The organism is Aquimarina algiphila (genome assembly GCF_947494415.1).
In the GTDB taxonomy this organism is placed as follows: Bacteria; Bacteroidota; Bacteroidia; order Flavobacteriales; family Flavobacteriaceae; genus Aquimarina; species Aquimarina algiphila.
Genome location: NZ_CANLVC010000002.1, coordinates 458630 through 472400, shown reverse-complemented (window position 1 = coordinate 472400; position 13771 = coordinate 458630). Strand labels below are relative to the sequence as shown.

Annotated in this window: 13 protein-coding genes and 2 tRNA genes; 6 read left to right on the top strand and 9 right to left on the bottom strand. The window is 33.2% G+C overall.

All coding sequences use genetic code 11. From position 1 onward, the window contains the following. Positions 1 to 31: 31 nt before the first annotated feature. Complete coding sequence (locus PQF96_RS04535) at positions 32 to 1174, bottom strand: hypothetical protein (RefSeq protein ID WP_271765228.1); 1143 nt, start codon at positions 1172 to 1174, stop codon at positions 32 to 34. A gap of 99 nt (positions 1175 to 1273) precedes the next feature. On the opposite strand from PQF96_RS04535, the gene proS reads away from it, so the two are divergent. The 4 genes from proS (at position 1274) to rpsT (ending at position 3323) form a co-directional block, all read left to right on the top strand. Next, positions 1274 to 2752, top strand: a complete 1479-nt coding sequence (gene proS / locus PQF96_RS04530; RefSeq protein WP_109438994.1) for a proline--tRNA ligase — start codon at positions 1274 to 1276, stop codon at positions 2750 to 2752. A gap of 75 nt (positions 2753 to 2827) precedes the next feature. Next, a tRNA-Glu gene (locus PQF96_RS04525) sits at positions 2828 to 2899 on the top strand. A 68-nt stretch (positions 2900 to 2967) separates the two neighbouring features. Continuing rightward, a tRNA-Glu gene (locus tag PQF96_RS04520) sits at positions 2968 to 3039 on the top strand. Between the two features lie 35 nt (positions 3040 to 3074). Continuing rightward, entirely contained in the window at positions 3075 to 3323 is a 249-nt protein-coding gene (rpsT, locus tag PQF96_RS04515) for a 30S ribosomal protein S20 (protein ID WP_024770782.1), read from the top strand. 314 nt (positions 3324 to 3637) lie between these two features. Here the strand turns inward: rpsT and PQF96_RS04510 are convergent, their stop codons facing one another. The 3 genes from PQF96_RS04510 to PQF96_RS04500 form a co-directional block, all read right to left on the bottom strand. After that, positions 3638 to 4873 carry a glycosyltransferase family 4 protein gene (locus tag PQF96_RS04510; RefSeq protein WP_271765227.1) on the bottom strand — a complete coding sequence of 412 codons (1236 nt, stop codon included), beginning with the start codon at positions 4871 to 4873 and terminating at the stop codon, positions 3638 to 3640. A gap of 98 nt (positions 4874 to 4971) precedes the next feature. Continuing rightward, positions 4972 to 5748, bottom strand: coding sequence for a zinc ribbon domain-containing protein (locus PQF96_RS04505; protein ID WP_109438992.1), 777 nt, complete (start codon positions 5746 to 5748; stop codon positions 4972 to 4974). 3 nt (positions 5749 to 5751) lie between these two features. After that, positions 5752 to 6846: a Nif3-like dinuclear metal center hexameric protein gene (locus tag PQF96_RS04500; RefSeq protein WP_271765226.1), complete on the bottom strand. Its 1095-nt coding sequence runs from the start codon at positions 6844 to 6846 to the stop codon at positions 5752 to 5754. Positions 6847 to 6993: 147 nt separating this feature from the next. Between PQF96_RS04500 and lpxK the strand changes: the two genes are divergently transcribed. After that, positions 6994 to 8010 carry a tetraacyldisaccharide 4'-kinase gene (gene lpxK, locus PQF96_RS04495; protein ID WP_271765225.1) on the top strand — a complete coding sequence of 339 codons (1017 nt, stop codon included), beginning with the start codon at positions 6994 to 6996 and terminating at the stop codon, positions 8008 to 8010. Positions 8011 to 8101: 91 nt separating this feature from the next. On the opposite strand, the gene PQF96_RS04490 is transcribed toward lpxK, so the two are convergent. Genes PQF96_RS04490 through lipA form a run of 3 tightly spaced genes read right to left on the bottom strand, consistent with a single transcriptional unit; the run spans position 8102 to position 12256 of the window. Beyond that, complete coding sequence (locus tag PQF96_RS04490) at positions 8102 to 10324, bottom strand: response regulator (RefSeq protein WP_271765224.1); 2223 nt, start codon at positions 10322 to 10324, stop codon at positions 8102 to 8104. 30 nt (positions 10325 to 10354) lie between these two features. Continuing rightward, positions 10355 to 11359 (bottom strand): type I glyceraldehyde-3-phosphate dehydrogenase, encoded by a 1005-nt coding sequence (gene gap, locus PQF96_RS04485; protein ID WP_271765223.1) that lies wholly within the window; start codon positions 11357 to 11359, stop codon positions 10355 to 10357. A 24-nt stretch (positions 11360 to 11383) separates the two neighbouring features. Further along, the gene (gene lipA, locus PQF96_RS04480; protein ID WP_109438987.1) at positions 11384 to 12256 is read right to left on the bottom strand and encodes a lipoyl synthase; all 873 of its coding nucleotides are present in this window, start codon (positions 12254 to 12256) and stop codon (positions 11384 to 11386) included. Positions 12257 to 12627: 371 nt separating this feature from the next. Here lipA and PQF96_RS04475 point away from each other — a divergent pair, with 371 nt between their 5' ends. Continuing rightward, entirely contained in the window at positions 12628 to 12861 is a 234-nt protein-coding gene (locus tag PQF96_RS04475) for a hypothetical protein (protein ID WP_109438986.1), read from the top strand. Between the two features lie 16 nt (positions 12862 to 12877). Here the strand turns inward: PQF96_RS04475 and PQF96_RS04470 are convergent, their stop codons facing one another. Next, a complete protein-coding gene (locus tag PQF96_RS04470) occupies positions 12878 to 13453 on the bottom strand; it encodes an RNA polymerase sigma factor (RefSeq protein ID WP_235011038.1) in 576 nt (191 codons plus the stop codon). A gap of 38 nt (positions 13454 to 13491) precedes the next feature. Continuing rightward, positions 13492 to 13698 carry a membrane or secreted protein gene (locus tag PQF96_RS04465; protein WP_109438985.1) on the bottom strand — a complete coding sequence of 69 codons (207 nt, stop codon included), beginning with the start codon at positions 13696 to 13698 and terminating at the stop codon, positions 13492 to 13494. Positions 13699 to 13771: the final 73 nt, after the last annotated feature.

The following is a 13771-nucleotide window of genomic DNA, read 5'->3' as shown; positions in this document are numbered from 1 at the left end:
AATTAATAATAAAAAAGTTAGATGAAAGTCCTTAGTTTCTTCCACGGCCTCTACTTCCTCCTCGGCTACCACTACTTCTTGATCTGCTACCTCCTGATCTAGAGTATCCACTACTTCTTGATGAGCTTCCTCTTGAGTATCCAGAACTTCTGCTTCTAGAAGAAGAACTACGTGATGATGGTGAATAACCACTACTTCTTGTTCTTGATGTAGGGCTAGAATATCTTCTGGTGCCAGTACTGCTTCTACCTACCGAAGAAGATCTAGAGCGAGAAGAATAATTGTTGTTTGAGGATCTGTTGTAATAGTTGCCTGATGAAGATCGAGTTCTTCTCGCGGCATTTACTCGTCTATTAGAATAGCCTTGCCTGTTAGAATAACCTTGTCTGCTTCTAGTGTTGTAGCCCGAAGAATTTCTCGTTCTTGTACTATATCTCGAACTGTAGCCTCTGCGGCTTCTTGTAGAATAGGCGTATGAATTTCTTGATCCTATATTATAAGATGCATATCGGTTTCCTCTTCCATAATAACCTCGGTATCCGCGATTATAGTAACCTCCATATCCACGTCCGTAAAAGCCTCTACCATACCAAGGGCGTCCCCATCCCCATCCAATTCCCCATCCAGGGCCATTCCAACCCCATCCGGCGTTCCAACCCCATCCAGCATTCCATCCATTCCAACCCCATCCGGCATTCCATCCATTCCATCCCCATCCGGCATTCCATCCCCATCCGGGACCATACCATCCATTCCATCCCCATCCAGGACCCCAGTTATTCCAACCGGTATTGTATAGGTTAACGCTAATTTCTGTAGGGTTACTTCCCCATGCAGGTTGCCCGGCTTCATAACCTAGAGCAGTTGTAGCGGTAGTATCTGCGACATTATACCCTTCGCTAGAATAAGAATCTACATCTGTAAAAATAGCATCTTGTTCAATAGCCTCGTCGATCAATGCTGATTTTTCTGAGAAGTAGCTAGAATAATAATTGGATTTTTTATCTGTATTACGCGGTTGAGTCTCTACATTTCTTTGGCCTCCTGTTTCTCCATAGACTCCATCTCTATAAGGTACGTACTCATATGAACCACAAGACGTCAACATAAATAAAGTGCTTAAAAGTAAAAACCCTATTGCACCGTTTCTCTGAAAATAATTTTTAAGTCGCATATCTTCTTATTTTATTGTTGAACATTACAAATTTAGTTAGTTTTGCGCTAATTAAATTATATTTAACAAAGCCACAACATTTGTGCCAAATAGAGGTTTATGGGTAAGAATTTAACAAAACGTAGCGAAGATTATTCAAAATGGTATAACGAATTAGTCGTCAAGGCTGATTTAGCCGAGAATTCGGCGGTAAGAGGTTGTATGGTAATTAAACCATATGGATATGCTATTTGGGAAAAAATGCAGGCAGAATTGGATAAAAAATTTAAGGAAACAGGGCATCAAAATGCATATTTTCCATTATTTGTTCCAAAAAGTCTATTTGAAGCAGAAGAAAAAAATGCAGAAGGATTTGCAAAAGAGTGTGCTGTGGTTACTCATTATAGGTTAAAAACAGATCCTGAAGATGCTTCTAAATTAATTGTAGATCCAAAGGCAAAATTAGAAGAAGAGCTGATTGTTCGTCCAACCTCAGAAGCTATTATCTGGAATACATATAAAGGATGGATTCAATCGTATAGAGATTTGCCATTACTAATTAATCAATGGGCTAATGTAGTGCGTTGGGAGATGCGTACACGATTGTTTTTAAGGACAGCAGAGTTTTTATGGCAAGAAGGGCATACAGCGCATGAAACCAGAGCAGAAGCAATTGCTGAGACTGAGCAAATGAATAATGTGTATGCTGATTTTGTAGAGGAGTTTATGGCTATTCCTGTTATTAAAGGGAGAAAAACTGAAAGTGAGCGTTTTGCAGGGGCTGAGGACACATATTGTATCGAAGCATTGATGCAAGATGGTAAAGCTCTACAAGCGGGTACTTCACATTTTTTGGGACAGAATTTTGCTAAAGCTTTTGATGTAAAATTTACATCAAAGGAGGGTAAAATGGATTATGTTTGGGCTACTTCTTGGGGTGTTTCTACACGTCTGATGGGGGCTTTGATAATGACTCATAGTGATGATAATGGTTTGGTCTTACCTCCAAATCTAGCTCCAATTCAGGTGGTAATTGTTCCGATCTATAAAGGAGAAGAGCAATTAGCTCAAATTTCTGAAGTAGCTAATGACTTAGTTTTAGATTTAAGATCTAAAGGAATTTCAGTAAAATTTGATAATAGAGATACTCATAGGCCAGGAGCTAAGTTTGCTCAATACGAATTGCAAGGAGTGCCTTTACGGATTGCTATTGGACCAAAAGATTTAGAAAAAGGAACAGTAGAACTTGCTCGTCGTGATACATTTACGAAGCAATTCGTAGCAAAAGATGAGGTGGTAACTACTATAGAATCTTTATTAGTGGAAATTCAGGAAAGTTTACATCAGAAAGCAACTCAATTTAGAGATGATCATATTACCGAAGTGAATTCTTTCGATGAATTTAAAGATGTAATAGAACATAAGGGAGGATTTATTTCTGCTCATTGGGATGGGACTGAAGAAACAGAACAAAAGATAAAAGAGCTAACAAAGGCTACTATACGTTGTATTCCTTTTGATGTAAAAGCAGAAGATGGGCAATGTGTTTATAGCGGTAAGCCTTCTAAAAACCGTGTATTATTTGCTAAGGCATATTAAGTTTTAGAAAAAAATAAAATAACACTTGTGGCATTGAAAAATAGTTGTATTTTTGCATCCGCAATTAGACAACATGGCCCGTTCGTCTATCGGCTAGGACGCCAGGTTTTCATCCTGGTAAGAGGGGTTCGATTCCCCTACGGGCTACGAATATTGAAATTAATTGCAGATTTAAAGTGAAAGCTATAAATTTGCAATCCTTGAAAAAGGAAAATGGCCCGTTCGTCTATCGGCTAGGACGCCAGGTTTTCATCCTGGTAAGAGGGGTTCGATTCCCCTACGGGCTACGAATGATATAGTAAAGAAATTTAATAGAAGAGAGATGGCAAATCATAAGTCAGCATTAAAAAGAATTAGAAGTAACGAGACAAAGCGTCTTAGAAACAGATATCAGCATAAAACAACTCGTAATGCTATCAAAAAATTACGTGAGTCTGATAAGAAAGAGGCAGAGACTTTGTTTCCAACAGTAGTTTCTATGCTTGACAAGTTAGCTAAGAATAATGTTATTCATAAGAATAAAGCTGCTAACTTAAAATCGCAATTAGCAAAACACGTAGCTGCACTATAATTATATAGTTCTTTACGTTTTATAATATAATGAGCTTTTCCATATTATGGAGAAGCTTTTTTGTTTTGCATTTGACGTGAAGCAGTTCAAAAGTTAGTGGGGTTTTGTGTATGAGTCCTTTCTAGATAGTTTTATTCTGTTTTTAATCAAGGGGTTTAATTTTTTGATCATCTGATAAGGGAGGGTTTTTTTGATTGTAGTTTTCCTCAAATAACTATAAACTTCATTTGTTTTTTGCTTTCTGTTGATTTATGAAAATGATTTAAGTTTGTTTCGGGGTTTATTTAGATGGGGTGGGGTGCTACATATTTCTTTTATTTATTTTTTTCTTCAATCCATCGAGACATAAATTCGGTACTTCTTAGTGTGTGGTAATGTAGCATTGTTCCTATAAAGTTTTGTGTCCTATGCTCTTTTAGGTTGTTTTGGATGTTTTTTATTTCGTTTAAAATATTTTGAGAAAACATATTTTTTTGAAATCTGGTATTTATAATTTCTATTCCATTCTGTTGAGATTGTGTCCAAAGATTGGGGGTAGAATATAGTTTTATGGCTGCTTGAGCAAATTTTTTGGGATCATTTGTAATAAAGCCGTTCCAGTCTGATTCTTCGTTTAACATTCCTTCTGCTCCAATACTTGTTGTTATGCTTGGTGTGCCGCATAACATTGATTCTGTAAGTTTGCCTTTTATTCCGGCTCCAAATCGCAATGGAGCAAGGCATACGCGTGCGTTTTGTAGTACTTCTGTGGAGTTTTTTGCCCATCCTTTGATATGAAATCTGTCTTTTGGATTATGAAGCTTCATGGCTTTAGGGGGAGGGTATGATCCGTAGATATGTAATTCAGCCTCTGGGAGTTCTTCTTTAATTAACGGCCAGATGGTTTCTTTAAGGAATAAAATACTATTCCAGTTAGGTTCATGTCTAAAATTTCCAATAGTAATAAAATGCTTGCGATTTTTGTAATCTGGCCAGTTGTTTTTGGTTTCTATTGTAATAGGATCTAATAAAAAAGGTAAATAGTGCAGTAATTTTTGATCTATTTTGAAATTTTCTTTAAGAAGTTTAACTTCATAGTCTGAAATTATTAGTGAGATGTCGCATCGGTAAATACTTGCTATTTCTCTTTTTGTATAGTCGTTGTTTAGAAGATCTTCGATCTCAAATTTCCTTTTATTTTTAAAACATTCTTGTCTCGTTTTTCTAAGAGAATGTAAATCTTCGGTATTTAGTATTCTTAATGCGTTGGGGCAATGTTGAGCTACCCTCCATCCGAACTGTTCTTCTATCATAAATCGATCAAACACAACTATTGTTGGTTGTGTTTTTTTGATAAAATGGTCAAAACTGGAATTATTTATTTCGATAGTTACTTTGGAGATATTTGGATGATTAAAATTAGCCGTGTGATTAGTTTCTACGGCTGGGCAAGCAAAAGTAACTTTCCAGTTTTGTGAAGTGAATAATGCTATTAATTGCAGCATTCGACTTCCTGCTGCAGAAGAGTTGGGTTCTGGCCAGACAAAGCCTATGATGAGGATATGATTCATTTTATGCTCGATTTGTAAAAGACTCAATTGTATTTAATCAAAAAGACCTCAGTAAAAACTGAGGCCTTTTATTATGTGACATTCGGAATTCTTTTCAACTATAGTTTAGCAAAAAGAGCTTCCATTTTTTCTTTTTCTTCTCTAGCTAATTCTTGATCAACTAAAATTCTACCACTATGCTCGTCGGTAATAATTTTCTTACGAGAAGCTATTTCCATTTGTACTTGTGGTGGAATAGTAAAAAACGATCCTCCAGAAGCTCCACGTTCTATGGCTACTACTGCTAGTCCATTCTTTACATTTTTTCTGATTCTTTTATAAGCTGCAATCAAACGATCTTCGATATCCTTTTGGTAATCTTCAGATTTAGCTATTAATGATTGTTCTTCTTTCTCAGTTTCTGCTAAGATAGCATCTAGTTCACCTTTTTTGTGATTAAGATGCTCGTTACGTTCTGCAAGCTTCCCCTTAGTCTGATCGATGATCTCGTTTTTCTGAACAATCTGTGCTTTATGCTCTTTGATGTGCTTTTCTGCTAATTGAATTTCTAATTCTTGAAATTCAACCTCTTTACTAAGAGAGTTATATTCGCGATTATTACGAACATTTTTTTGCTGTTCTCCGTATTTTTTGATTAGAGATTTAGCTTCCTCTATTAGGTTCTTTTTGTTCTTGATACCTTCGTCGATAGTGTCAAGATCGTTATTTAGCTTTTCTAATCTTTTGTTTAATCCGGCTACTTCATCTTCAAGATCTTCAACCTCTAAAGGTAATTCTCCCCGCACGTTTCTGATCTCATCAACTCTAGAGTCAATTAATTGCAAGTCATATAAAGCTCTTAATTTTTGCTCAACAGTAACTTCTTTCTTTGCCATATTTTATATGTATTGAATGGGATTGGTGTTTTTATCCGATAAAATGATGGCAAAATTACTGATTTTTTTTCTAAGATAGCTAACAATTAGGTTTTTTGTGTATTGTTCGCTTTCATAGTGCCCAATATCGGCTAATATAAGTTTTCCTTCTGCCTCGTAAAACTGGTGGTATTTTAGATCTGAAGTAATAAAAATATCTGCCCCGGCTCTTTGCGCGTTTGTTATGGCAAAACTACCACTACCGCCCAGAACAGCTACTTTTTTGATAGGCTTGTTGCCGAGTGCAGAATGTTTTACACAACCTGTCTTAAATACTTTTTTAATGTGTTTGAGAAATTCTAATTCATCATAAGCTTGAGGAAGTTCGCCAATCATTCCTATCCCAATATTTTGATTTTTATTTTCTAGAGTAGTGATTTCATACGCTACTTCTTCATAAGAGTGATTTTCAAATAGGACTTTTAGGATCTTGCTTTCGCAATGTTTGGGGTAAGTAACCTGAATTTGAATTTCTTTTTCATGATGAATTTTTCCTGTTTCTCCAATAGAAGGGTTTGCATTTTCTAAGGCTCTAAAAGTTCCTGTTCCCTCTGATGAAAAACTGCAATTATCATAATTACCTATTGATCCTGCTCCGGCTTCAAAAAGTTTAGTGCGTAGTGTTCCAGCTTCAGCTATAGGAGCAAAAGTCATTAGTTTTTTAATATTTCCGCTTTGCGGAATCAGAATTTTACGATTTATCAGCCCTAGCTGTTCGCACATCATATCGTTTACACCATATAATGCATTGTCTAAAGCAGTGTGCATAGAAAAAATGGCTATATCATTTTTAATAGCCTTAATTACTACACGTTCTACATAATTATTTCCATTGAATTTTTTAATGCCTTTAAAAACAATTGGGTGGAAACTTACAATTAGATTGCAGTTATTTTCTATGGCTTCATCTACTATAGTTTCAAGAGTATCTAAAGTAACTAATACCCCAGTTACTATAGTTTCTGGATTGCCGACCAGTAATCCAACATTGTCGAAATCTTCTGCATATGCTAAGGGTGCCATAGCTTCTAGATGTTGGGTAACTTCTTTTATTTGCATTATGGTATATTTTTTTGATTAAATTGTGCTAATTGAGGTTTTAAAAGCTTATTAAAGTAATAAAAATTGAATGTAAAAAAACTTTTCTCAATAATCAAAGTTTCGTTTTATACTTTTGTTTGCTGAGTGTATATAAAAAAATAGCGTGTGAACTTATTGCGTAAGATACTTTTGCCAATTGTCCCTTTTTATTACTTCGTTACCTGGTTGCGGAATAAAATGTATGATGTTGGAATAAAGAAATCTAATACTTATAGTTTTCCTATTATTGCGGTAGGAAATCTTAGTGTAGGAGGAACTGGTAAATCTCCAATGATCGAATATTTAATTAGATTATTGAATGATAAAAAACGTTTAGCAACATTAAGTAGGGGATATAAAAGAGAGACTAAAGGTTTTCGAGTGGTTACTACCTCTGCTACTGCAAAAGCGGTAGGTGATGAACCTCTTCAGTTTAAGAAAAAATTTACTGATGTTATAGTTGCGGTAGATGCTGATCGACGTAATGGTATAGCTAATTTGCGATCATTAAATCCCAGACCAGAAGTGATCTTATTGGATGATGCGTATCAACATCGAAAAGTGAAAGCGGGTTTTTATATTCTACTCACTGCATATTATAACTTGTATTGCGATGATATTGTTTTGCCAACAGGAAACTTAAGAGAATCAAGAAAAGGAGCTAATAGGGCTAATATTATTGTAGTTACCAAATGTCCTGAGAATCTATCTTTAAAAGAAAGGGAGGAAATCGCAAGCAAATTGGCTTTGAAACCTGATCAATTCTTGTTTTTTACTTCTATTGCCTATGGTAAGGATGTTGTGAATGTGTCAGAAACCAAATCAATACATTCTATAAAAAACCAGTCATTTACATTAGTTACTGGTATTGCAAATCCGATGCCTCTAATCGATTATTACACCTCTTTAGGGCTAGAGTTTAAACATATTAATTTCCCAGACCACCATAGTTTTACAGATAAAGAATTAGATGAATTAAGAACTCATGAATTTATTATAACTACAGAAAAAGATTATGTGAGGTTATCTTCTCATATATCTGAAGATGAATTGTGGTATCAACCTATAGAGGTCAGTTTTATTCAAGATGCTAATGTATTTGATGATAAATTGCTGGAGTATATAAAAAGAGACCTTAGTTAAAGTCTCTTTTTATTATATGTGTATGGCTAACTCAAATACTTACCTGTAATAAGATAAGCTTTGTTAAGCTTTTATCAAAAGCTATGCCAGTTTAGGCTGTTGTTTGATTTTTTACAAAAGCTTTATGGAGTTTAGTGAAAAACTCTTCAGTCTTATAAGGTTTAGGTATGATGTCATTAAAACCGTTATCATAGAATTCATCTAGATTATCGTCAAGAGTAACTGCTGTTAATGCAATTATTGGTATTTCTTTATTGAATTCTCTAATTTGTTTAGTGGCTTCAATTCCGCTAATTCCTGGCATATGAATATCCATAAGAATCAAATCGAAAGTATTTTCTTTGACTTTATTAACGGCAATGTCACCATTATCAGCAACATCACACTTTATTTTATTTTTTTCTAATATTTTTCTGGTAATCAGTTGATTGATCTTATTATCTTCTACAACAAGAATTCGTTTGTCTATTAGGATGTTATAGTCTATTCTTTTAGCTTCTTCAGCATAATTAGGGCTTTTATCTTCAAAAATTTCGAATTCAAGATTAAATAAAAACTTGGATCCTTTTCCTAATTTACTTTCTAATTCGATTTCACTATTCATTAAGGATAGAAGATTTTTTACGATAGAGAGTCCTAATCCTGTTCCGCCAAACTTTCTATTTATCTGAACAGAGCCTTGTGTGAAATTTTCAAATATACTTTGTTGCTTCTTTTCAGAAATCCCCACTCCATTATCTTCAATTTCAAAATTGAGAAGTACTTTGTTTTCGGATTTGCTAATTGGTTTTACCCGTATCCAGATATCTCCTTTTTGGGTAAATTTTATAGAATTACCAATAAGATTGATTAAGATTTGAGATATTTTTAATGGGTCTCCTTTTAGTTTAGAAGGTATAGATTCATCAAATTCATAATGAAGTTTATTATTTCTATCATTAGCAGATTTTCCTAAAGCAATTAATACGTCATTTATTCTTTTCTTTAAATTAAATGATGTGTTTTCTATTTCTACTTTATTGGCTTCTAGTTTATTTAGATCTAGTATGTTGTTTATAAGCGATAGTAGGTATTCGCCAGAAAACTTAAGGGAATTAAGATGTTCTTTCTGGTTAGGTGTAGGACTTTCCTCAAGAAGTAAATGAGTTAATCCAGTAACAGCATATAATGGTGTTCTTAGTTCATGAGTTATTGTGGAGAGAAATTGAACTTTAGCTTCACTAGCTCTTTCTGCATTTTCTTTGGCTAGTATAAGTTCTGTATTTTTATTTTGCAATAGCTCATTAGCTCTGGCTCTCAAGTTATTGTTTTTATAAAGAGAAAGTGTCAGTAAAGAGAGTATTGTAATAAGTGCAATACTCAGGATGGTGGTTAAGCGTCCAAGTTTTAAAGATTTTTGTTGTTGGATGTTTTCTTCAGTTAATTCTTCAATAAGGACATTGTTTTCATTTAAATTTAATTTTGCACCTGCTTCCTGAACTATAATTTCTTTATTTGTATTAAATAAAGAGTCTTTGATTTTTTGATGAGTTCTTAGGTTTTGTAAAGAAGTTAAATAATCCTCTTTTTTATCGTAAATATCACTATATAGTTTATAGCATTCTGATCTAATTACAGCATAACCCATCTTTTTTCCTATTTGCATAGCAAGATCGTTAGACTCTTTGGCTTCATCATATTGCTCTAGAGATAATTGGGCTTTAGCTTTGTTTATATATAGTTTTGCTTTATTATAAAATTGATTTAAAGAGGTGATTTTTGGAAGACCTTTATTGAAGTATTGTATTGCTACTTCTGGCTGTCCTTGCTCCAGAGACAAAATACCAAGATTTAGATTGATGAATCCTTCTTCATCTTCATTATGATTATTTTTGGTAAATGCAAGAGCCTTCTTTAATACATCTTCAGCGGTTTTATAGTCTTTTGTTTGTGTTGCAATAGAACCATAAAGTGCATATGAGCAAGTTAACATCACCTTGTCATTATCTTCTTTTTGAATTTTAATTGCGTCAAGGACTTGTTCTTCTGCTTTTTTTAAATCCCCTAGTTGACTATATAATTTTGCCAGGACTAAGCTCGTTTTTGCTTGATAGCTTCGGTCTCGATCATCCATAGCTATTTCTTTTGCCAAAGAAATATTAAATAGAGCTTGTTTTAATTGAGCTTGATCAATAGACCTGTAAGCATTGAGTAAATAATTGTCAATAGAATCCTTTATCTGAATGTTTTCTTCAAATTCACTTGTTTGTGAATAGCTGAAAAAACAACAAATAAGTAAAATTTTTATTATAAAATATCTGATTTGGGTTGGCATTTTTCCTCTGAAATATCTCAACTAAGATAGTTATTTCTTACAAATGTTAATAATTAAATCAATTATTCTACTGCTATAGCCGATTTCATTATCATACCAACCAATAATTTTTACCATTTTTCCTATAACAGATGTCATCAACGAATCAAAGATACAGGAGTGAGGATTACCTATAATATCAACAGATACGATTGGGTCTTCTGTGTATGAAAGAATTCCTTTTAAATATGTGTTTGATGCTTTTTTAAACTCTTCGTTAATTTCTTGAATAGATGTTTCTTTTTTTACATTAAAAGTAATGTCTGTAAGGGATCCGTTGGGGACAGGAACACGAATACCACATCCACCAATAACACTACTCAATTCAGGAAAAATTTTTGTTAAAGCTTTTGCGGCTCCCGTTGTTGTAGGAACAATGGATTGGCTGGCAGCTCTAGCTCTTCTTAAGTCTCTATGAGGTTGATCATGTAAACTTTGATCTGTTGTGTAACTATGAATAGTAGTGATGTAAGCTTGTTCTATTCCGCATAAGTCATTAACGACCTTTATCATTGGTGCTGCATTGTTTGTAGTACAGGAAGCATTTGATATTATGGTTTCTGAGTCATCTATAATTTCCTCATTTACACCTAAAACAACAGTTTTAATACTATCTTCTATAGAAGGTGCAGAAAGAATAACTTTTTTAGCTCCAGCTTTTAGATGCCCTTCTGCTTTATTTTTTGTTTTGAATTTCCCTGTTGCTTCAATGACAATATCTACATCATATTTTTTCCAATTACAATGTGCCGGATCAGTTTCATTAAGTAGTGGTGTAGATTTTCCATCAACAATAATATGATTATTATCATGAGATACCTCAAAAGGTAAAAGTCCATGAATACTATCATATTTTAAAAGATGACTTAATGTCTTTGTATCTGCAAGGTCATTTATAGCTACGACTTCTATGCTTTGGTGATCGATTAATAATCTAAAAAGATTACGACCTATTCTTCCAAATCCGTTGATTGCAATTCTTATAGGTGTATTCATTAAACTCTTACCCTTGATTTAGAATTATGTTAAATGTTTTTGAGCTTTATATGAAGATCTTACCAGGGCGCCACTTTCTACATGTCTAAATCCCATATCTAAGCCTATTTCTTCATATTTTTTAAACTGGTCCGGAGTTATGAATTCTTTTACAGGTAGATGTTTCTTACTTGGCTGTAAATATTGTCCAATAGTCACAATATCCAAATTAACTGATCTTAAATCTGTCAATGTTTGAATAACTTCTTCTTCTTTTTCGCCAAGGCCAAGCATGATTCCACTTTTTGTGCGGTCAATTCCATTATCTTTAAGATATTTCAATACCTGAAGGCTTTGTTCATATTTAGCCTGAATACGAACTTCGCGTGTTAGTCTTTTTACAGTTTCCATATTATGAGAAACTACTTCTGGCTTTACAGCGATAATTCTATCTATATTTTTTGTTTTTCCTTGAAAATCCGGAATTAACGTCTCTAATGTTGTTTCTGGATTCATTCTGCGAATGGCTTGGATAGTTTCTGACCAAATAATTGAACCTCCATCAGAAAGATCATCTCTATCTACAGAAGTAACAACAGCATGTTTTATGTTCATTATTTTTATAGATCGAGCTACTTTTTCAGGTTCCTCCCAATCTACAGTTTCGGGTCTTCCTGTCTTTACTCCACAAAAACCACAAGAACGCGTACAAATGTTACCTAAAATCATAAAAGTGGCTGTACCTTCACTCCAGCATTCTCCCATATTAGGGCAACTCCCCGAAGTACAAATTGTGTGTAGGTTATATTTGTCTACTAATCCCCTAAGTTCTGTATATTTTTTTCCGGTAGGAAGTTTAACTCGTAACCATTTTGGTTTTCCTTTAGGAGGTGCTACACTGGCAACATCATTATTCATACAAGCAATATTTTTAGCAAAAATACAAAGAAAGCTTAGATTAATAATAAGTTCTTATTAAAGTTGTATTGATATATTGAAATTGTAAAGGCATTAAGAAATAGTAAGATTTAGTATTGTTCTATGATTATCATATCCTTTTCTTAGCGAAAATGATATAAGGATTAAGTTGGGTACATATTTTTTTATTTATGTGTCGAGAATAATAAAAGCAACTTCCTTTTTTTTAGAATATTGATTTAATGGTGATTATGATTTTAATTTTGAGTACAGTTAAACCATATCTAAACAAAGTGCTAACATCAAGTTAAAATTAAGTTAACATAAAATTTTTTTTGAATTTGGTAGTTATATTTTCAAAAGAGAAAAAAATGATGCTCGAAGAAGTAGTAAGCACTAAAAAAATAAAAAATAATCGAAAGCGTGTAGAAAAATGGTTGCTTAATAATCAGAGATATATTAACATTACTGCAATAGAAAAAGAGATTTCTGCACCAAAAGGACTGGTTCAAAAGTTTGTTAAATATGACAAAAAAATAAACGATAAATGGATTGAGCCGCTATATAGTGTAATTAAAAGGTTTACCTCATTTAATTTAAGATAATTTTGGCAGCTAAGTATTAGCTTTTAGAGCTGTTAATTATTTCCGAGAGTAATTTTTTAGCTCTTAATAATTTTACTTTTACATTATTCATTGACTCATTAAGAGTATCTGCAATTTCTTTATAACTTAATTCCTGAAAATAACGCAAATTGATTATTCTTTGATAATTAGGCTTCAGCTGTTTTATATAAAGGAGTAGTTGAGCTAAGTTTTGTTCTGTTATTAATTTATCTTCAGGTGTAGGGTTGTCATCCACTATTTTATATACAGAATCATCTACCTGAGTCGTCGTTTTGGATTGTATAGACGCATTTTTTTTTCGTAATAAATCAATATGGATATTCTTCGAAATTTGAATTAACCATGTTTTGAAATTATATTCTTCTTTAAACGTATTAATCTTATCGAATGCTCTTGAAAAACTCTGAATAGTAATGTCTTCTGCTTCATATTCATCCTGTGTCCTTTTCAGTTGAAAATTATAAACATCATTCCAAAATGTATCAAGAAGATAATTAAAAGATATTTGCTTTCCTTCTTTTGCCTTCTTAATATGATCTTCTAATAAAATAAGATGTTCTTTTTTTTTCAATGACTTTTTTTTGAATAGAATAGATAAAAAAGATAAGGCTATTTAGAATGCCCATCATCATTACAGTTTGAAAACTGATCTGGAGTTTTACCACATAAAGAACATGACTCTCCATCTTTATTAAGAAAAGGGCTTTGACTTGCGCAGGTACCCGCGAATTTACCATCTTTTTTAGCCCATAATTTGATAGCGATTCCTCCAAAGGCCAAAAGTAATAAGCCAATTGTTAGCAATAAAAGTTTCATTCGTTTTTATTTATTGTTTTAAATTTTCAAATGAAATTTGTTATTAAGCATTTAGTAGTAGACCTTCTAAAAT